This is a genomic window from Shewanella sp. 10B, from assembly GCF_023475885.1.
GTDB lineage: Bacteria > Pseudomonadota > Gammaproteobacteria > Enterobacterales > Shewanellaceae > Shewanella > Shewanella mangrovisoli.
On the sequence record NZ_JAMDJO010000003.1, the window covers coordinates 523653 to 543949 of the forward strand.

A 20297-nucleotide genomic window follows, 5' to 3' on the forward strand; every position below is an offset into this window, starting at 1 on the left:
CTTAGTTAGCAGGCTAAGTAAATATTCGTCACGAAAAAAAGATCTGTGCACGCTGCCACGAAATCTACAAAAAAACGGAGAACAACTGAAAAAGGCTAAGCCGCTCCCAAATCTAAAAAGCAGTATCTCTATAATATTCAAAAAGATAATTAGGCAGACATACGGATATTTGGAGGTTAACTGTGAAGAATTTAAACATTAGCACTAGGATAGTGTTAGGGATCAGCCTACTGCTATTTGCGGTGATGAGCTTTATCATGCCGCTGGTGCTATCGGAATTTAGTCGCCAAATTCGCGAGTCCGAGCAGCGGGAACTGCACAAACTGTACGAAACCGCAGTCGCCAATATCGCCTCATCGGGCCAAAGGGCGCAGGCGATGGCGACATTAATCACCTTAACCCCTGAGATCCAAAGCAGCTTTGCCGCACGCGACCGTGATGAATTACTGCAACGCACATTGCCGCTATTTACCCGCCTGAAACAAGATTTTGCCGTGCAGCAGTTCCAATTCCACACCCCGCCTGCCACGTCGTTTTTACGCCTACACCGCCCTGAGAAATATGGTGACGACCTCACCGCGATCCGTAAAACCATTGTCGAAACTAACACACAAAAACAACCACTTAGCGGCTTAGAATATGGCGTGGAAGGCTTAGGGATCCGCGGGCTAGTGCCGATGAATTACCAAGGGCAGCACACTGGCTCGGTGGAATTTGGCATGTCCTTTGGCCAAACCTTCTTCGACCACTTTAAAAATGCCTATCAGGCCGAGATCAGTCTCCTGCTCCCAAAAGATGGCGGCTTTGTCCCCTTCGGTGGCACGTTTACCACAGACACCAGCGCCGCCAGCGAACTTAAGAGCGTTATACAAGGCGACGAAGTTATCCGCACCATAGATTTAAATGGCAAGAGCTTTGCGCTCTATCGCCATGGAATAAAGGACTATTCGGGTAAAACCTTCGGGGTATTAGATATTGCGCTCGACAGAAGTCATTCTGAGCAAGCTATGTCCGATATTCGTTTGAAACTCATCATGATAGGAGTCATAGCCTTCTTAATCGGTACCGCAATCGCGTGGTTTATCGCTAAGAGTATTACCCGTCCAATTGCCGAAACCACTGACGCACTCAATGATATTGCCGAAGGTGAAGGCGATTTAACCCGCCGTATCGAAGTGAAGAGCAAGGATGAAATGGCCCAACTTGCCCAGGCCTTTAACCGCTTCGCTGAGAAAATCCACGCCACTGTGGCCCAAGTATCAGACTCGACCAGCTTGCTCGCGACATCGGCCGAAGAAATGTCCGCCATCACCCATGAAACCCAGCAAATGGCGAATCGGCAACACCTCGAAACCGAACAGGTTGCCACCGCGATGAACGAAATGGCGGCAACAGTGCAAGAGGTCGCCCACAATGCCACCGACGCCGCCGATGCTGCAACCCATGCCAGCGAGTCTACCGAGCAGGGCAAACAATTAGTCGAAAAAGTCATATCGACCATTAGCTTGCTCGCCGATGAGATTGCCCAGGCGGCCAATGCCATTAACGAGCTAGAGCGCAATACCACGCAAATTGATTCGGTATTAGTCGTTATCCGCAATATTGCCGATCAGACCAACTTACTCGCCCTCAATGCGGCAATTGAGGCCGCCCGCGCCGGAGAACAAGGCCGTGGTTTTGCCGTGGTGGCGGATGAGGTACGCACCCTCGCCAGCCGTACTCAGGCCTCAACCACAGAAATTCAGCAGATGATAGAAACGTTGCAACAGAGTGCCAAGGCCACGGTCAGTAGCATGAATACCAGCACGGCCACTACACAGAGCTGTGTATCACTGGTGCATGAGGCGGGTTCTGCCCTCGAAGCCATTACCCAAGCGGTATCCACCATCAGCCAAATGAACATTCAAATCGCCAGCGCCGCCAATGAGCAGTGCGCCGTTTCGGCGGAAATTAACAAAAACGTCAATAATATTAATGATATTGCGACCAACGCGACCGAGAGTGCCGTGCAAACCGCGCGGGCGGGGGATGAACTGGCGCAGCTTTCAATGCGCTTAACGACTCTGCTCTCCCAATTTAGGATTTAGTAATTAGCCAAAAACAAAACGCCGCTCAGTAGCGGCGTTTTTTATGGATGTTGACTGCGTTATACCGCCTTTGGGCGAACCCCTAAGGTATGGCAAATCGCATAGGTCAGCTCTGCGCGGTTGAGGGTGTAGAAGTGGAAATCTTTAACACCTTCACGTGATAACACTTTGACCATATCGATCGCCACGTTAGCGCCCACCAGCTGACGGGTTCCAGCATCATTTTCAAGGCCATCGAACTGCTTATGCAACCAGCTCGGCAGGCTAACATTGGTCATGCCCGCGAAACGTTTTAACTGGGTAAAGTTGGTCACAGGCAAAATGCCGGGGACGATTTCGACATCAATTCCCGCCGCAACGCAGCGGTCGCGAAAACGCAGGTAAGATTCAACATCGAAGAAAAACTGGGTAATAGCACGGCTCGCACCGGCATCGATTTTACGCTTGAGGTTAATCAAATCGGCCTGAGCATTAGCCGCATCTGGATGCACTTCTGGGTAAGCGGCGACCGAAATATCAAAGTCGGCCACTGAGCGCAGTAAGCGCACTAAATCCGCCGCAAAGCGAGTTGGTTTTGGGCTGCCCGCAGGCAAATCGCCACGCAGTGCCACTATGTCGCGGATCCCCGATTTCCAGTAATGCTTCGCCAGATCTAACAATTCTTCGTCGCTGGCATCCACTAAGGTTAAATGCGGTGCGGCAACCAGATTGGTTTCTTTTTGAATACGTTCAATCACGCCATGGGTGCGGTCACGCACGCCCGAGTTTGCACCATAGGTCACTGAAACAAACTTAGGATTCAGCGGCTCTAAACGGCGAATAGAGTTCCACAGGATCTGTTCCATTTCGGGGGTTGATGGCGGGAAAAACTCAAAAGAAACATTAATATCGCCATTAAGTTCAGACAAACTTTGGTTTAGCGAATGTGAATGTTGTGCGTGATGAAAAGCCATGTGTATTTCCTCAACCGCCCGAGTGCGACGCTCCATCGCGCTGGTACGACTTATTGATGCAGTAGTTTAATCCATATGGACGTTTGGACGTCTATATGTCCATATACTAGAGAAACTGGCGGTTAAGTCAAGCCAAAAAATCTCCCTTTTTGGCATTTTCTTATCCCTTGTTTGCCACTTAGATCCTAGACCTAATTTTAGCCAACAAAAAAGGACTCGAATGAGTCCTTTAAGTCTATGAATATAGGTCGAATCAACTTGAAGATACGAGATTTAAGTGTCTGGGTTTATCACTATTCTTGCAGCAGATCGCGACAGATCTGGGTCAGATCCGATTGCACCGCTGCGGCCGTCACTTCACGGCCCGCACCCGGCCCACGGATAATCAGAGGATTACCTTGGTAGAAAGCAGAGCGGATCACAAACACATTGTCCCCAGGCGTAAGATTGGCGTAGGGATGATTCGCATCAATCCACTGTAATCCCACCTCGGCTTTCAGTGCCGCACCACTATTGTCCAAGGAGGCGACATATCTCAGCACTTTATTTTGTTCCGCCGCCGCGCCGTATTGTTGCTGCAACTCATCATCCAGCTCACCGATACGGGCAAGGAATTGCTCCAAAGGAATATCCGCTAAATGGGCTGGCACTAAGGAGCGCAGCTCAATATCCTCAAGCTCGATTTCAAGACCGATTTCACGGGCTAAAATCAGCAGCTTGCGCTGCATATCGCGGCCAGAAAGATCGTCGCGGGGATCGGGTTCGGTAATGCCGAGGCCACGCGCTTCAACCACTAATTCCGAGAAGGGTTTGCTGGTATCGTATTTCTCGAATAACCAACACAGGGTGCCAGAGAAAATCCCACCGACGGCCTCAACCGTATCGCCACTATTACGCAGATCGTTTAAGGCGTGTTGAATAGGTAAACCCGCGCCGCAGCTGGCATTATAGCGCCAGAATAGACGGCGATAACCGAGTTGCTCCTTCAGCTCGCGGTAGAACGGCAGCGGGCCAGAACCCGCGAGTTTGTTTGCGCTGACCATATGGATGCCGCGCTCGAAAAACTCTGGGTATTGTAGGGTCAAACTGGCGCTGGCGCTGATGTCTAATGCAATCAGTTCGTCACAGTTAAGTTGTTCTAATTGTTCGAATAAGTGTTCATATTGCCAAGGTGTTGCCTCGGCATCGAATTCCTGTTGCCAGTTTTCCAAATCCACAGCCGTAGACTTGATCAGGGCTTTGCTGGAACTCACTAAACCGACGAGTTCGACACGCGCTTCAAGCTCTTGATTTAACGATGGAGATACGGACTTAAACAGCTTCACCCACGCCTCGCCAATATTGCCTACGCCCAGCAGCAATACGCCAATGCGTTTACGTGGACCAGCGCAGCGGCGATGCACTTTTTGCGTCAGCAGATTAACCTGCGACTGTGGCACTAAGGTCACCAGACTTAAGTCACCACTGAACAAGGGCTTAGCGTCGCGGCTCAGTAAACGGGCAAAACTGCGGCGATAATGCTCGGCGTCGGCACTCACAAGCGCCACTAAACCGAGTTCGGTATTTATTTGCAGATCTTTAATGCCGAGGGCTTCGGCCTGTGCATCCAATAACTTTTGTACTTGTTTTTGGTTTTCAGCGGTATAGGCAAGTTCGAGTCGTTGATGCGCCGATACCCAATGGGCCAGTGGCGTTAACCCTGCCTCGACTAATTGCTCGAGCAGACTAGCCACATCGCCCGCGATCTTAAAGCCAAATAACACCACGGCATTGAGGTTAGTCACCACAGGCGCACTCGCCGAGGAGCTGTGGGGAGCAATCAGGGTAAAGTCGGTATGGGAGGCGTAGCTTGAACGTACGGCTAGGCTCACCTCAGTGTTAAACAGCGGCTGCAAAGTGCGTGAATGTAATACTGGCGAGCCTAAACGCGCCAAGCGGTCGGCTTCGGCGAGGGACATGCTCTTGAGTAATTTCGCATCGTTGATCTTATTCGGATCGGCGTTAAATACCCCTTCAACGTCGGTCCAAATGGTCACACGTTCAATGTCGGCAAGGCTGGCAATTAGGCTGGCGCTAAAGTCAGAGCCATTGCGACCCAATAGCAAGGTATCGCCACGCTCGTTGGCGCAGATAAAACCAGTGATCACTAAACGCTCGTTAGGATGCGCGGCCAGTAAGGTTTGCACTTTGGTACGGGATTCTTGCACACGAATTTGCGGCACGGCGGCCTCGTCGGCCACGAGAATCGAACAGGCATCCACATGACTTGCGGCCACACCCGATTCACGCAGCAGCGCAGCCATCAGGCGCGCCGACCAACGCTCCCCAAAGCTCACCACATGGCTAATTTGGTAATCGTTACGGGAATCTAAGGATAACAGACTGATTAACTGGGCCTTATCCGTGGTTAAACGCTCACGCAGATCCCGCGCTTGCTCATTGGATAACAGCTGCTCAATCAAGCCTTGCTGATAGCTGATAAGGACTTGTAACTCTTCCTGCCATAATTGGTTGCTATCGCGCAGGGACAATAATTTATATAAAAAGTTAGTGGTTTTACCCGCGGCAGACACCACCACCAGATCATCACTATGACCATGGGTTAACAGAATATGGGCGACTCGGCGATAACAATCGGCATCGGCTAAGCTGGAACCACCAAATTTATGTAAGTGACAACGTGCCATCTCGAATTCCTCTACTGACAAGCCGCGACGGCGGCCAATCCTGCTTGAATATCTGCAACTAAGTCGTCGGCATCTTCAATACCAACCGACAAACGTAATAGGGTGTCTTTAATGCCAGCTTCATAACGCGCTTGGGGCTCCATCGCCCTGTGTGTCATAGTCGCGGGCACGGCCACGAGACTCTCAACGCCACCTAAGCTCTCGGCCACGCTAAATAAACTTAAGGCATCTAAAAAGGCGACCACTTCGGCCTCGCCGCCCTTAAGCTCAAAACTCAGCATAGCGCCAAAGCCTTTTTGCTGCTTGGCGGCAATGGCATGGCCGGGGTGGTCCGTAAGGCCGGGGTAATACACTTTGCTCACCACTGGGCTGCTCGTCAGCACGTCCACAATACGCTGGGCATTGCTTTGGTGCTCACGAATACGCACGGCTAAGGTACGCAGACCACGCAGGGTTTGATAACTATCAAAAGCTGAACCCGTTAAGCCCAAGGTGTTCGACCACCAATGTAAGGTCTCACCGAGTTGAGGATCTTTGGCGATCACCGCGCCGCCCACCACATCGCTGTGACCATTGATGTACTTAGTGGTGGAGTGGATAACGATATCGGCACCGAGTAATAGTGGTTGCTGCAAAATGGGCGAGAGGAAAGTGTTGTCGACCACCACTAAAGCGCCCACGGCGTGGCTCGCCTCCGCGATAGCTTCGATATCGACGACTCGCAGCAGAGGGTTAGAGGGGGTTTCAATCCACACCATCTTAGGTTGCAGGGCGATAGCTTGCTCAAGCGCTTGGGCGTCGGTTTGATCGACCACCAGCAGTTTAAATTGGCCCTTTTTAGCCAAGTTAGTGAATAAACGGTAAGAACCGCCGTAGCAATCGTGGGGCACCACCAATAAATCATCGGGGCCGAGCAACGTAGTCACTAAAGTAATGGCTGCCATGCCAGTGCAAGTCACTACACCAGTTGCGCCCTTTTCCAGCTTAGCTAAGGCATCACCTAGGATGCTGCGGGTAGGATTACCGGAACGGCTGTAATCAAATTCGCGAGGATTTTTATGACCATCGAAGGCGTAATTCGTCGACAGGTAAATTGGCGGCACCACAGCGCCATACTGAGTATCGCTTTCGATACCCTGACGCACTGCTAATGTGGCTAATTGACGTTCGGTCACTAATTTGCCTGCGGTCATCGGGAACTCCTAAGTTCGCAAAGAGATGTCTGGACGTCTAAATGTACCTAAGCCCAGTGGCATCGTCAATAGGCGTTAAGACGTTTAGACGTCTAAACATAAAGAAATCTGTTTGCAATCACTAAGAAATAGTAGCAATAATTTGACTGTTATCTGTAAGGGTTTAAAATCTGCCCCGAATTTAGCGTTATAACAGGTGAGTCAATGACTGAATGGAATGGGGAATACATCAGCCCCTATGCTGAACATGGCAAGAAGAATGAACAAGTAAAGAAAATTACTGTGTCTATTCCGCTCAAAGTGCTAAAAGTCCTCACGGATGAACGTACCCGTCGTCAGGTGAACAACCTGCGCCACGCCACCAATAGCGAACTCTTGTGTGAAGCATTTTTGCATGCCTACACCGGCCAGCCTCTGCCTAATGATGCCGATCTGTCGAAAGATAGCCCAGACAGCATTCCCGCCGAAGCGAAACGGTTGATGGACGAAATGGGGATCGAGTGGGAAGATATGGAATAACGCTCAGGCGTCCATAATCCTGCCGTAACTAATTATTAGGGATCGTTAATACTCATCTTGCCTGATGGGTTAGAGTAACGATCCCTATTTTGTTTTTGATGGAATCCTATGTTCTCCTTGATAGATCCACAAACGCTCGCCATTGCGTCTGTGATTGTGTTTTTAGGTGCCCTCACCCAAAGTCTGATTGGCTTTGGCCTTGCCGTGGTGGCGAGTCCGCTGCTGTATATTGTCGACCCCGAATTAGTGCCCGCCCCCGTGATTGTGATGGGCTTTTCCATCGCCCTACTCACCCTACTGCGTGAGCGTGGCCACTTAGAATTCAACGGCTTGCAATATGCGTTAATCGGTCGTGTGCCCGGAGGTTTTATCGGTGCCAGCCTGTTGCTGTTTGCACCGCAGCCGATTCTTGGTCTGGCGATTGCTGGCATTGTGGCGGTCGCCGTGGTGCTGAGCCTGTATAAATTCAGCCTGCCAGTGAATAAAGCAACCCTGTTTGGCGCGGGCGTAGTATCGGGGATCTTTGGTAATATTGCCGCCATTGGTGGCCCGCCGATGGCGATTTTGTTGGCGGGTAAGGATGCCTCAAAATTTCGCGCCGCACTCTCTGCCTTCTTTATTTTCAGCTCGACCATAGCGCTGGTCATTCTTGGGGTGACGGGCCTGCTCGAAATCAAGCATTTATGGTTATCCCTGATGCTGCTGCCCTCAGTCTTTTTAGGCTATTTAGTGGCGGGTAAACTGGTGGGGAATGTGGATAAGCATAAGACCAAGATGGCAACCTTAGCCCTCTGCGCTATCAGCGCCTTAGTGCTTACGGTGAAATCTGTGATTGAGCTATTGCCGCAATAATTACCGCAATAACCCCCTTCCAATCCTGCCAATCGCAGCCATAAAAAAGCACCGTTAATCGGTGCTTTTTGCTTGCAGGGATGCGTGTTGTACCCCATTTGAGTATCACTTAATCGCATTAAAGTAATACTCATATTTGTTGCGCTAGTTTGAATGCCATGGGTTAGAGCATTCTCTAACATCACTTAGCTCAGGTAGCTTTGTCCCGCATACACAATAAAGTGTCTCAGGGCTAACACGCCGGTTAAGCTGGCGCAGGCCACCATGATCATCGCGCCCTTGCTGTGGCGAGTCGCGGAAGGCAGCAGCATAAACAGCAGTGGAATACCAAAACCAATCCCGACCACGCCAATCCAGAATACGCTCGCCCACACGCCAGAGGTGAGTGATGCCAGCGCCGCAGCAGCCGCACCGCCCTTAAAGTACAAGGCGCAGAACAACATAAACAGGAACATGATTTCGATGGCCATCACTGGCAACTCTAAGCCATGCATTTTAGCTAAAGTCTTGTCGTGGCTATCGGTCTTGAACATCACCAGCGCCAGCACCGCATTAGCCGCCGCGCCCGCCGATAAACCAGAGACTAAGAACAGCGCCGGCAATACCGCAGTGTTCAGCATTGGATAGGCATTCATGGCCGAAATTAAGAAGCCTGTGTAAGCGCCTACACCAATCGCGAGGATAAACAGCAGCACTTCAATCAGCTTTCTAAAGGGCATCAGCAGCTTAGCAATAGGCACGAGGAAACCTAAGCCCCACTTTGGCAGTTCACCACGCAGCACAAGAATCGCGTAGGCAAATGCCAAGGGTGAGTAAGCCAGTAGCGCTAATACCCCAATCGCCATAACGGACTGGAAGTTATAGTTGATTAAAATCAGCCAGAAGTGGAAAGGCTTCGTTAAATCAAACACTAAACATGCCAAGCCTAGGCAAATGGCCACTGGGCCAATAATGGCGGCGGCCTTGAGAATACTGGTCTCACCCTGCGCTTGATCCTTATTAAACCAACGCAAACCGATACCAATCAACAAACTTCCGGCGGATAAACCCGCCATAAACAGATACACGGCGATGATCCAATGCCAAGTGACGGGATCATATTGCGCCATATCGCCCCAAGTATTGTTCATAATCAAATCCCCCCTCTTTTGGTAGGAACGCGATATACCCTAGGCTTGGTGCCTAAATGGGTCTTATCTTGGTAAGTGATCTTAGTGTTGAGTAGCATAGCGACCTCACTCTGTGGATCGTTGGCATCGCCAAAGACTAAGGCATCGGTCGGACACACAGTCACGCAGGCGGGCTCTTCACCCCGGGCCAAACGCGTGTCCTTACAGAAGTTACACTTGTCTGCCACTTTGGTTTCGGGATTCATAAAACGTACCTTGTAGGGGCACGCCGCCACGCAGTACATACAACCCACACACTTATCGCCATGGATGGAGACAATGCCATCCTCACCCACATAAGCCGCGCCCGTTGGGCATACCTTCACACAGGGCGCATCTTCACATTGCTGACACGACACCCTGTGATACTTAAAGTGCAGGTGTGGCATCTCGCCGAAAGGCCCCTCAACACGCACTTGTAAACGAGTCACGCCCTCGGGGACGCCGTTTTCACTACGGCAAGCCACGTTACAGGCTTGGCAGCCGATGCACTTGTTCTCATCGTGCACCATCACATATCTTTTCGTCATTTGAGCCTCCAATTAGCGTTTTGCCAGCGTGACGCCTGTTGTATGAATATTCATGCCACACACAGGGGCTGTTTGATGGGGCAGTAAGTTTCCGCAGTGGATACCTTTACCTGTCGCTCTAACCAACTCTTTGTTTTTAGAGCCAAAGCCCATATAGGCAAACACGGTATCGGGGCGAATGCCCGGGGTGACTAAGGCATGGCCCTCTTCGCTACCCACGCTGCTGGTTAACCGAATCGGATCACCATTGCTGATCCCTAACTTGCCCGCCGTAACGGGATGCACCCAAATGGCGTTATCCGACATCAGGTTAGCCAACATGGGGATATTGTGGGTCGCGCCATTGGTATGCACGGCGACCTTGCCTTGGATAAAGTACAGCTCATCGGCTTTCTTCAAATGCACTTCGCGGAACTTAATCACCCCGCGTCCTGGCGCCATGGCTTCAACCTTGGCTGAGGTCAATTCAATCTTGCCGCTTGGGGTTTTAAAGCTGAGTAAACTGCCGTAGGTGCCGTCTTCATCGACGGGTTTGGCATTGGCGTAGGCCTTAGTAAACTCGGCCACCATCTTAGGTTCGCGCAGCATGATGGGCTTACCAAAGCTAACAAAACCTTCGTCCTTAATGCGGCGCAGTAGTGCGGTATCGCGATTCACCTGCAGCAATTGCAGGGTTTCCATATTGTCCCAAGGATAGAATTCACTTAGCCCTAGCTTATGGCCAATGTCCTTAAAGATTTGCCATGAGGGCTTAGTGTTGCCTAGGGTTTCCACCACGCGTTGGCGCACATAGTAGGCTGGATTTTTACCCGACTTGTCGGCAATTTCCTCATCGCGCTCAAGGTAAGTAGACTCGGGTAAAATCACGTCGGCATAGGCGGCGGTTTCGCTGATATAGACATCGCACACGGCAACAAAGTCGAGCTTTTTCAAGGCTTCAACCACACGCGCCCTGTCGGTCATGGTTTGCATGGGGTTGGTACGGGACATTACCCAGCCGTGTAATTGGTAGGGAACGGCACTTAAGGTCGCATCGAGGATGGTTTGGTAAATCCCGCCCGACGACCACATCATGGCGTACTGCTCTTCCACTTGGTCGATACGTTTCGCCGCAGGCTTAGGCATATCTTTTACGCCGGGTTTACCCAATACGGGCGCCACGCTTTCTCCCGCCAGCTTGTTATAGTCGCCAGGCTTTTGACCTAGGTAGATACCGCCCTTACGCTCGATATTGCCGATCAAAATATTGGCAGCGTACAAGGCGCGGCGCATTTCAAACTCTTCGGTAGTAAAGGTGGCTCTGTGACCAAAATCCACCACAGCATGGGGCGCCTTGGCCGCATATTCGTGTGCGATACGGCGAATGTCCTTGGCGGGCACATCGGAAACGGTTTCGGCCCACTCAGGGGTGTAGGCTTTCACTTCGGCGGCGAAGGCATCAAACCCTTCAACATAACGCTCGATAAAGGCCTTGTCGTAGAGATTATCTTCAATCAATACATGGCATAAGGCTAAAGCCACCGCCACATCGGTACCGGGGCGGATCGCATACCATTCATCGGCTTTGTCGGCGACGATGGAGAATCTTGGCTCGAACACCACCAGCTTAGCGCCTTTATCCATTTGCGCCGCCATCATGCCGCGGGTTTCGGACATGTTGATGCCTTCGTACAGGTTATGGCCGAAGTTAATGATGTATTTGGAGTTGCTTAAATCGCGCTTCACCTTAGTGCCAAACATGGCCTTAGCGGCAATCTCGTAACCACCGGGGCAAGTTGAGGCATGGGTAAAAGTATTCGGGCTGCCAAAGGCAGTGGCGAGATGGAATAAGTGTTTTTCTTGCGAACCGGATTTAGAGGAAAACGCTACCGCTTCGGGGCCATGAGCTTGCTTGATTTTATTGAGATTATCGGCAATCAGTTGATAGGCTTCATCCCAAGAGATCTCGGCCCATTTACCCTCGCCGCGCTCGCCAACCCGCTTGAGTGGCTTCACAATCCGCTGTGGGTCGTAAAGTAAACTATGGCCAGCGCCGCCCCGGGCACAGACTTTACCACCAAAGGATTTGGCCGCCTTATTGCCACTGATAAAGACGTTTTTACCCTCAATCACCCGCGCCGAAATCGGGCAGCGAGTCGAACACATCTCACAGATACTGGCAATGTCTTTGCCCATTCCTTTTAGCTGCTTGCTCTCTAATGCCGCTAAGCTGCCTGGCAGCAAGCTAGCCAAGGCGCACGTTGCACCGCTGGCCCCTGCGCCCTTTAAAAAGGTTCGCCTATTAAGCTCAATCATGGTTACCTCCATCACACTCATCCACCCTTATGCGCCAGTTGGCACACGCAAACTTAGGCTTTGTCACCGCTGCGGTTTAAGGCTAAATTCGCTCACAGGTTTTTAGTTATTTACGCCAATGCACTTGCACCAATGACCTTGGGCACGCTGGCATTTTGCTGTTCCGGAGTGATTGTTATCCCTAAAGGGGTAAGCGGATATTGTGGTAAACCACATAGGCAAGTTGAGTGTGATCTGCGGCAACTAAAAGTTAAAAATGGTCTAAAAATTCGTGAATAGGATCAATAGAATTGGCGAGCCATTTGGGGAACCACTCGCCAACATTTTGAGATAAAAAAACAGGCTAAAAAAATCTAAAAAATGCCCAAAAAAGCTTGAAAAAATGACGGCTTAATCGACTAAGGTGATATCTAAGCCATTGAGTAAACGAATCGCTTCGTCGCGGCTAAACTTAGCGCCTTTAATTTTATTGTTAAAAATATCGATATCGTAATCGGTCGCCTCGGAAAAATCCGCCTCCATCAACTCGGTGCGGCCGAATAAGCTGTGGCGAAAATCGCTGTAACTAAAGTTGGCGCGATTAAACTTGCCCTCACGGAAATCCACATCCTGCGCCTTACAGCCCTCGAGCACCATTTCATCGAGCCTAAGCCCCATAAAAGAGCAGTCATTTAGGATGCAGGTTCTAAAGCTAAAAGGCGCCGCAAAGGATAATCTTGGCCAAGCGGCGCGAGTCCAATCTATGCCCACCAACTTACATTCTTCAAAACTCACGCCGTTAAATTGGCTTAAGGGCACCTTGAGCAGGCTCAAATTACAGCCCACAAAACGGCAATCGATAAACTTGCAGTTACGGAATGTGCTGTCGCTAAATTGGCAATCGTGGAACTCGCACTCTTCAAACTCCAGATCCTGCCACTGGGTTTGGCTCTCGGCTAAGGCGATAAATTGCTTCGAGAAAAAATACCGCCCCTCGGCAGTGGCGCGCGCCATCATCGGCGTTTTTACATCTGTCATTGACTACCTCTATGTGTGCCAACCCAGTCTTAGGCTAAGGGCTGATGGGCAAACTGTGTTTTTCAATTCACAAAAAATGGGCGTTAACACAAAAGGCCTTGCGGTATAGCTGCTTAGCCACTCGCTTTATTCAGATCACCTATATTACCCCGATTTACTGAGCTAACTGCATGCCTATATTGGGATTAATACCATTCTAAGGCTTAGTGAGTCACACTTTAAACTCAACTTCCCTACTCCTCGGCTCGAGTTTTATGGGAAGTATTTTCTGCTGCCACATTGATCCCTGACCAAATTTACACCGACACGCCGCACAGATGTGCATAAATAGCCGTGGAAAATTTTGCGAATAAAGGTAAAATGGCGCCACTTTTCGCGGCTGTCTAACAAGGTTCTCTCGGATTAATGGTTAGCCTTTTCGAGCAAAATGGCACGGGGTTTCCCCGCTTGAACAGACCAGATTCCTTCTGGCGCCAACCTTGCTCTGCGTGCTATTTTTACCCCTTATCCAGATCTACTCTCTCCTACCTATCGCCCGAAAATATCCTATTCGCTTTACGTTTTAACCTCACCAATCTCTTGTGCGCACTGAGCGATAAGCTATTGGTCAATAATAAAAAGGTGGCAAAGCATTTACGGCTTAAGCACACCGTAACGAATAAAAAACTCGTCCCTACACTCTCTATCCAAAGGAATACTCGTCATGAGTCTTGCTGATTCCGTATTAGCCGTAAACAACGATTTACCCATCCGCACCGACAGCCCAGTCCATAGCGGCAAGGTACGTAGCGTTTACTGGCTAACCGACGCCGACAGCCGCCGTTTAATTCAAACCAAGGGCTACAATGTGCCCGAAGATACGCCACTTGCCATTATGGTGATTAGCGATCGTATCTCAGCCTTCGACTGCATCTTCCACGGTGAAGGCGGATTAAAAGGCATTCCTGGTAAAGGCGCGGCATTAAATGCCATTTCTAATCATTGGTTTAAGTTATTTGCCGAAAACGGTTTAGCCGACAGCCACATTTTAGATATTCCGCATCCCTTCGTTTGGATAGTCCAAAAAGCCCGCCCGATTAAAGTCGAAGCCATTTGCCGCCAATACATCACTGGATCAATGTGGCGCGCCTACTCTAAGGGCGAGCGCGTATTCTGCGGTATCACACTGCCAGAAGGTTTAGAGAAAGATCAAAAGCTGCCAGATTTGCTGATCACCCCTTCGACCAAAGGTATTTTAACTGGGATTCCCGGTGTGCCCGCGCAGGACGATGTGAACATCAGCCGCAGCGATATCGAAGCCAACTATCAAGCCTTTGGTTTTGAAAAGGTAGAAGATATCGACCTGTACGAGAAGCTGTTAAAAGATGGCTTTAAGGTGATTTCAAAGGCTCTAGCCGACCTTGACCAAGTGTTTGTGGATACCAAGTTCGAGTTTGGTTATGTGACCGATAAAAACGGCAACTCAAAACTGATCTATATGGATGAAGTGGGCACCCCAGATTCATCCCGCATTTGGGACGGCGCCGCTTACCGCGATGGTAAAATCCTTGAAAACTCTAAGGAAGGCTTCCGTCAGTTCCTGCTGAACCACTTCCCCGATCCAGATATTCTGCTCAACAAAGACAGAATGCCAGAGCGCGAAGCCCTCGCCCGCGATAATGCCCTGCCATTAGAGGCCATGATGAATGTGTCACGCACTTACACCGGCATCGCCGAGAAGGTGACTGGCGCGGCAATCCCGCTGCCAGCCAATCCAAAGGCAGATATTATTAAGATCCTCAAAGATGAGTATGATCTGATTGTTTAATCAGATTTCGATGAGGTAGGGAGTTTTTCCTTAACCTCTAAATATAGAAAAGGCGCTTAGGCGCCTTTTTTGTTTTTCAAACTAGGTTTGGATTTATGTGTGTGAATCCATTCAGAGAAAATCTAAGACAAGATCAAAGTCGTGGGTCTTCAACCCACACCCGACCAAGAGGGGATCAACAGCAATTCCCTCTTGGATCTCCCTTGCCGCCCCTAGCGAAGTTATATGCATTGGTTACTAGCCTTGGTCTTATGGATAAATTGCTATCGCTTCCGAAGGATGCGTCCCTGCACCTGCGAAAGCTAGCCGGTCATCCATGACCGGACTCACGCGATTTATTCCAACGCCCCGCGGCAACTTCGCAGGGGAAGGTGAACTTCTGTGACTTCAGTATCAGCAGCCAATTCCAAAAAGTAATGTATGTTCCATCTATAGCCACAATCCCTTTAGAAACTTAATAAGATTGCTCATTGAACTCTTTGGACGTGTTCTTAACTGATTTATATATCATAAAACTATGAATAACTAACCTAGCTAATATAGAGTAGCTGCTTTTTTACACTTGTAACTTATATTCGAGTGTAATACCATCAAGCTCTCTTTAGCGTTTAGGGCTTTAATTTTGCCTAGTCGGGCGTTTCGCCAGACACTAACTTATTGAGGACATTTGGGAGCACCAGAAAACTTTCTGCTGAGCCTTTCGTTCCTCAAGGATCACCAGAAAGTTTGCTGGTGCCTCCTTTAGTAAAGAGAGACTAAAACGAGCATGTTTAGCATGCTCGTTTTATTTTACAAGGTAGTTTTAGTCCATCTCCAATAACATATGAAGAAAAATATATTTGAAGATTGTTTAATTGATATTTTTAGTGACCTAAATTTCAACAATTTTCAGGTTGAATATTCTATTAAAAAGTTTTTCTTATGTGGTGGAGAAATTAATATAGCAAATGAGTGCACCCCCTCTTTCAGAGATCGCTTTATGCGGCATTCAGCAAATCGTTATGAAGATATTTTTGATTCAATTGTACTAGCTGAAAGTTTTAAAGATTATTTCAAAGAAAATGTATACACAGACTTACTTATTTTTGAAAGAGATATTGCCAACATTGCAACATTAGTTATTATAATTTTAGAGAGTCCTGGCGCACTAGTGGAGCTAGGTATGTTTTGCAACAAGACAGACCTATATAATAAACTGATTATTGTTGCAAACCATAAACATACAGAAAATGAAGACTCTTTTATATATCTTGGGCCTTTAGAGTATATTAGAAAGAAAGATCCCACATCGGTAGCAGAATATCCATGGGATGATAAGGTTCAAAAAAGTGATTTTCACTCTTTGGAAGACTTATGTTTAGTTATTAATGATAAAGTTGAAAGCTATCCATCTTCTGAAAAATTTAAATATGATAATTCTGGTCACATTTCATTTCTTATTGCAGAAATAATAACACTATGCTATCCAATTTTGATAGGTGAAATTGAATTAATATTTATGGCACTTGAAATAGATGTATCACTTAGCCAAATAAAAAGATCATTATATTTATTAAGTAAAATTAGTGTGATAAACAGTAGGAAATATGGCACTAGTTATAAGTTTTACTATCCTTTATTAAAGGATAAAAAAACCGTCCGATATGGCGCTACGAAGTCTGGAAAAAAAGCTGATTCACTAACTCTTAGAATGGCAGTTATACAATCTTTTATAAGTCAAACTGACCAATTGTCAGAGAGAAGAGCAAATGTATTAAAGTTAATCAATAGTAGTTTAGTGGAGGCTTTATGAATCTAATTAAAATTCTAGAAGAAAAAACTTTAATCCCTCAATACGAGCTAATTAAGTTTGCCTCAACCGCACCTCATAGATATAAAGAATTTGACATACCTAAAAGAAACGGAAAAGGTGTAAGACATATTGCTCAACCATCTAAAGAACTTAAGTTTTTCCAAAGAATTATTGTTAGTCACCTTAGTAAAATATTACCTGTTCATAAAAAAGCGACTGCATATAAAGCGCAGGTTGGAATAAAAGAGAATGCACTTATCCATCGTGCCAAAACATTTATTTTAAAAGTTGATTTTGAAAACTTTTTCCCTAGTATAAAACCGATTGTCTTATTTAGTATATTTAATAAACACAATATAATTCTTGATGAGACTGATGAGTTCTTACTTGAAAAACTTTTATTTAAAAAAGATAAAAAAAACCGCCATTCATACCTAAGCATTGGCTCGCCAAGCTCTCCATTTATTTCAAATTGCATTATGTATTTCTTTGATGTTGAGGCAGATAAAATATGTGAAAATAGAGGCATAAAATACAGCCGCTATGCTGATGATATAACCTTATCAACAAATAAGAAAAATAACTTATTTGACTTACCTGATTTGCTTGGTGAAATACTGAAAAAAGAACTTATCGGACTCATTAAAATAAATAAGGAAAAAACTGTTTTTTCATCGAAAAGACATAATAGACACATCACAGGCGTTACATTAAGTAACAATGGAGAACTTTCACTTGGAAGAAATAGAAAACGTCTAATCTCTTCAATGGTTCATAGGTTTTCATTAGGTCAACTTGATGGTATGCAAACCTCTAAATTACAGGGTTTAATCTCATTTTCTTATTATATTGAACCATCATTCTTAGATCGACTTAAATTAAAGTATGGCTTAAATATTATTGAAAAAATAAGGAATGCCAATCTACTTTAGTATATATTCAAAAATTCGCCGTCAAAGAGTGAGCAACTGTTAAATTTATAAAGTGTACATTTGCGAAGTGGCAGAAAAAATAGCACAGGCATAACTCTTTTGAGATTAACCTTCGACACAGCCCCAACAGAAGTTCACCTCCCCTCGGAGTTGCCGCAGGGCATTTGCGTTCGTTGCGTGAGCGAGGCATGGATGCCGAGATAGCGTCAGTCGAATCAGGGACGAGCGTCTGACGCGATAGCATAAGAACGCTTTATGCCCAAAGGGGCTTTCAACTCCGTGAGGGGCGTCATGGAGCATCCAAGGAGGATAGGACGAGCAGTCCTCCTTGGTCGGGTGTGGGGTGAAGCCCCACGACTTTAATTCACCTCGGCCGTTAGGCCGCAATAACCATACATCTACATAAACAAGTGTGAGATGAAGCCCCACGACGTTGACTTTGGTTTGGCTTTTGATTTTATAAAGAAACCTCAACAGTCTAAATAAGCTAAAGAAGACTGATGAAAGTAAGAAAGTTGCCACCTTCAACCCAAGGTTAAATCTTCACACAGACAAACAGCGCATTACCTGAGCTTAAATCCCATGGGACGATTTTTTCATAATCGTGTTCAAAGATATGCACTTCAAAATATGGCGCGAGTAAGGCTTGCAGCTCCGCAAAACTGGTGGCGACCATAGTGTGTTGGTCTTGCCATAACTCAGTCTGATGCGCAGATGTATCGGCATCGGCGTCAACATCAACCTGTTGAGTAAAAGGCTGGTGACTCTTTGCAATACTCAGGTTTAATGACTGGTTTTCGCCTTGACCACTGTAATGCCAGCCAGATTCAAAGGCAAAATGGTGCCCCTCAAACTCTGCAAAATGCTTAATCGATAAGCGGTTATCGATGCGGTGCTTATCAACAGAGTTAAAACAAAATATCCCGCCGTCATTTAGGGCGCGGTGCACGCTAGCAATACAACTCTTAAGGCGCTCGATGCCCGCACTGTAATGAATGGAATATAAAAAACAGGTAATTAAATCGACTGGCTGCTCGAGATAAAAGGCGGTCATATCCTGTAGATTAAACTGCGCCTCAGGGCAGCGACGCATGGCCATATCGAGCATGGGTTGATTAATATCCAGACCACGACATTGATAGCCGAGGTCGATAAAGTGCCGCACATGCGGGCCTGTGCCGCAGGCTAGATCGAGGTGTTGCTTGCCATTATTGCCTAAGAACTGATGCAATCGATGGATACTCGCACTCTGTTGTTGATAGTTGATATCGGAGCACATGAGATCGTAATAACCGGATAGATCGGTATAAAGCGCGTTAGAAGACATAGCGGCAAACAGGAGGCATAGGCAATTAAGGGTGGCGCATGATATATCAGTTGGCTAAGAACCGATACACGCAATTCCGCCCTAAATACGAGTAGAAGACGCTTGAATTCATTTTATTCAATAAACAGTCCACTAGGATAAAGATGGGACTGGCGCTTTCCCCTTTTGGCTGATTTTTGATTAAAAAGGGGAAAGCCCACAACTTGGATGTTAACGCACTCAAATCGCATCAAACGGCAGAACTAGCTTACCCTTCTCATCATGCAAATCTAAGCATGTATATCTAGTCATGCAAATCTAACCATGCAAACGACTTTTGCAAAAATGCCATAGCGTCTTGCTCAACAATCACCCCGTGGGCCATCACTATCCTTTGAGGCTGCCAAGCCAACATCTTCGCCAGATGCGTGCGGGCTTGCTGCTTGGCAAACATAAAACTTAACCGCCAATCTAAGGGCATTTTGCCATTGGGAGCGAGTATGCCCGCGCCTCGGGCGAGCAATCGCTGCAAGGCATTAAAGGCATCGGGGGAAAAGTTTTCGATAAGGTCGGTCACGATCAAAGTACCAGACGCGTGATGGAAGAACACACATTCCTGCATAAAGTGGGAGCCAGTAAATAACAACTGGGCGATATCCGCCGACCAAGGCGCATTAAACTCTGGGGTAAACACTTGCTCAAAATGCAGATCGGGACGTTTGGTTTGCACTTCACTCGTACCAAAACTCTGTGCCTGCGGGTAAGCCTGCTGCCATTCCAATAAAAATAAATGATGCAGATGATTTGGAGCAATTAAATACCGCACCTCGCCGAGACTGGCGACCTGCTTTTGCAGCTCGGGCGTGAGCTTGATGGGGCTGTGCACCCACAAAGTGCCATCGCTTAAGCGGACAATCGTCATCCGTGTGGTATAGGGCAAGGTAAAAAACGGTACCGCCTCGCCATCTACAATCCATAGGTTTTCGGCTAGCTGTTTCATATCGACACTCCCTGTTGTCTACGCCACCCCATCGGCGGAGCTATAGTCCATTGAAACACAAAACTTGCCGATAAGGACACTTAAACTCGACTCGCTAAGTGGAATATGCCTTTACGGCCAGGCATATAAAAATGGGCTGCTCAGTTGAGCAGCCCATT

At 47.7% G+C, this 20297-nt stretch carries 15 protein-coding genes; 6 read left to right on the forward strand and 9 right to left on the reverse strand.

Translation table 11 applies throughout. The features are described from left to right. Window positions 1–182 precede the first annotated feature (182 nt). A complete protein-coding gene (locus tag M0415_RS14530) occupies window positions 183–2087 on the forward strand; it encodes a methyl-accepting chemotaxis protein (RefSeq protein ID WP_249556279.1) in 1905 nt (634 codons plus the stop codon). A gap of 59 nt (window positions 2088–2146) precedes the next feature. Here M0415_RS14530 and metF read toward each other — a convergent pair whose 3' ends face one another. The 3 genes from metF to metB form a co-directional block, all read right to left on the reverse strand. Next, the gene (gene metF / locus M0415_RS14535) at window positions 2147–3040 is read right to left on the reverse strand and encodes a methylenetetrahydrofolate reductase (RefSeq protein WP_011624168.1); all 894 of its coding nucleotides are present in this window, start codon (window positions 3038–3040) and stop codon (window positions 2147–2149) included. Between the two features lie 293 nt (window positions 3041–3333). Continuing rightward, window positions 3334–5727 carry a bifunctional aspartate kinase/homoserine dehydrogenase II gene (locus M0415_RS14540; RefSeq protein WP_220053959.1) on the reverse strand — a complete coding sequence of 798 codons (2394 nt, stop codon included), beginning with the start codon at window positions 5725–5727 and terminating at the stop codon, window positions 3334–3336. Between the two features lie 11 nt (window positions 5728–5738). Further along, window positions 5739–6902, reverse strand: a complete 1164-nt coding sequence (metB, locus tag M0415_RS14545; protein WP_249556627.1) for a cystathionine gamma-synthase — start codon at window positions 6900–6902, stop codon at window positions 5739–5741. Window positions 6903–7124: 222 nt separating this feature from the next. On the opposite strand from metB, the gene metJ reads away from it, so the two are divergent. Together metJ and M0415_RS14555 are read left to right on the forward strand one after the other, a co-directional pair. After that, a complete protein-coding gene (gene metJ / locus M0415_RS14550) occupies window positions 7125–7439 on the forward strand; it encodes a met regulon transcriptional regulator MetJ (protein ID WP_011718393.1) in 315 nt (104 codons plus the stop codon). Window positions 7440–7547: 108 nt separating this feature from the next. Next, window positions 7548–8291: a sulfite exporter TauE/SafE family protein gene (locus M0415_RS14555; protein WP_088210071.1), complete on the forward strand. Its 744-nt coding sequence runs from the start codon at window positions 7548–7550 to the stop codon at window positions 8289–8291. A gap of 185 nt (window positions 8292–8476) precedes the next feature. Here M0415_RS14555 and nrfD read toward each other — a convergent pair whose 3' ends face one another. From nrfD to M0415_RS14575, 4 genes are all read right to left on the reverse strand, one after another. Beyond that, window positions 8477–9421: an NrfD/PsrC family molybdoenzyme membrane anchor subunit gene (gene nrfD, locus M0415_RS14560; protein WP_249556280.1), complete on the reverse strand. Its 945-nt coding sequence runs from the start codon at window positions 9419–9421 to the stop codon at window positions 8477–8479. A gap of 2 nt (window positions 9422–9423) precedes the next feature. After that, on the reverse strand, window positions 9424–9990 hold the full coding sequence (locus M0415_RS14565; protein ID WP_088210069.1) for a 4Fe-4S dicluster domain-containing protein: 567 nt from the start codon (window positions 9988–9990) through the stop codon (window positions 9424–9426). Between the two features lie 12 nt (window positions 9991–10002). Continuing rightward, window positions 10003–12285, reverse strand: a complete 2283-nt coding sequence (phsA, locus tag M0415_RS14570; RefSeq protein WP_249556281.1) for a thiosulfate reductase PhsA — start codon at window positions 12283–12285, stop codon at window positions 10003–10005. Between the two features lie 390 nt (window positions 12286–12675). Next, window positions 12676–13302 carry a pentapeptide repeat-containing protein gene (locus M0415_RS14575; RefSeq protein WP_249556282.1) on the reverse strand — a complete coding sequence of 209 codons (627 nt, stop codon included), beginning with the start codon at window positions 13300–13302 and terminating at the stop codon, window positions 12676–12678. A 703-nt stretch (window positions 13303–14005) separates the two neighbouring features. On the opposite strand from M0415_RS14575, the gene M0415_RS14580 reads away from it, so the two are divergent. From M0415_RS14580 to M0415_RS14590, 3 genes are all read left to right on the forward strand, one after another. Then, complete coding sequence (locus M0415_RS14580) at window positions 14006–15109, forward strand: phosphoribosylaminoimidazolesuccinocarboxamide synthase (RefSeq protein ID WP_249556283.1); 1104 nt, start codon at window positions 14006–14008, stop codon at window positions 15107–15109. An 823-nt stretch (window positions 15110–15932) separates the two neighbouring features. Beyond that, the gene (locus M0415_RS14585; protein WP_249556284.1) at window positions 15933–16901 is read left to right on the forward strand and encodes a retron St85 family effector protein; all 969 of its coding nucleotides are present in this window, start codon (window positions 15933–15935) and stop codon (window positions 16899–16901) included. Next, window positions 16898–17833, forward strand: coding sequence for a retron St85 family RNA-directed DNA polymerase (locus M0415_RS14590; protein WP_249556285.1), 936 nt, complete (start codon window positions 16898–16900; stop codon window positions 17831–17833). Before M0415_RS14585 ends, M0415_RS14590 begins: the two co-directional genes overlap by 4 nt. A 535-nt stretch (window positions 17834–18368) precedes the next feature. Here M0415_RS14590 and M0415_RS14595 read toward each other — a convergent pair. Beyond that, a complete protein-coding gene (locus M0415_RS14595; protein ID WP_249556286.1) occupies window positions 18369–19160 on the reverse strand; it encodes a class I SAM-dependent DNA methyltransferase in 792 nt (263 codons plus the stop codon). Between the two features lie 283 nt (window positions 19161–19443). Then, entirely contained in the window at window positions 19444–20139 is a 696-nt protein-coding gene (locus tag M0415_RS14600) for a DUF4336 domain-containing protein (RefSeq protein ID WP_249556287.1), read from the reverse strand. Window positions 20140–20297 lie beyond the last annotated feature (158 nt).

What these genes read in the sequence shown, in the direction of transcription:
- metF (WP_011624168.1), bottom strand. Translation starts at nt 3,040, where the DNA reads ATGGCTTTTCATCACGCACAACATTCACATTCGCTAAACCAAAGTTTG.
- M0415_RS14540 (WP_220053959.1), bottom strand. Translation starts at nt 5,727, where the DNA reads ATGGCACGTTGTCACTTACATAAATTTGGTGGTTCCAGCTTAGCCGAT.
- metJ (WP_011718393.1), top strand. Translation starts at nt 7,125, where the DNA reads ATGACTGAATGGAATGGGGAATACATCAGCCCCTATGCTGAACATGGC.
- M0415_RS14555 (WP_088210071.1), top strand. Translation starts at nt 7,548, where the DNA reads ATGTTCTCCTTGATAGATCCACAAACGCTCGCCATTGCGTCTGTGATT.
- nrfD (WP_249556280.1), bottom strand. Translation starts at nt 9,421, where the DNA reads ATGAACAATACTTGGGGCGATATGGCGCAATATGATCCCGTCACTTGG.
- M0415_RS14565 (WP_088210069.1), bottom strand. Translation starts at nt 9,990, where the DNA reads ATGACGAAAAGATATGTGATGGTGCACGATGAGAACAAGTGCATCGGC.
- phsA (WP_249556281.1), bottom strand. Translation starts at nt 12,285, where the DNA reads ATGATTGAGCTTAATAGGCGAACCTTTTTAAAGGGCGCAGGGGCCAGC.
- M0415_RS14575 (WP_249556282.1), bottom strand. Translation starts at nt 13,302, where the DNA reads ATGACAGATGTAAAAACGCCGATGATGGCGCGCGCCACTGCCGAGGGG.
- M0415_RS14580 (WP_249556283.1), top strand. Translation starts at nt 14,006, where the DNA reads ATGAGTCTTGCTGATTCCGTATTAGCCGTAAACAACGATTTACCCATC.
- M0415_RS14585 (WP_249556284.1), top strand. Translation starts at nt 15,933, where the DNA reads ATGAAGAAAAATATATTTGAAGATTGTTTAATTGATATTTTTAGTGAC.
- M0415_RS14590 (WP_249556285.1), top strand. Translation starts at nt 16,898, where the DNA reads ATGAATCTAATTAAAATTCTAGAAGAAAAAACTTTAATCCCTCAATAC.
- M0415_RS14595 (WP_249556286.1), bottom strand. Translation starts at nt 19,160, where the DNA reads ATGTCTTCTAACGCGCTTTATACCGATCTATCCGGTTATTACGATCTC.
- M0415_RS14600 (WP_249556287.1), bottom strand. Translation starts at nt 20,139, where the DNA reads ATGAAACAGCTAGCCGAAAACCTATGGATTGTAGATGGCGAGGCGGTA.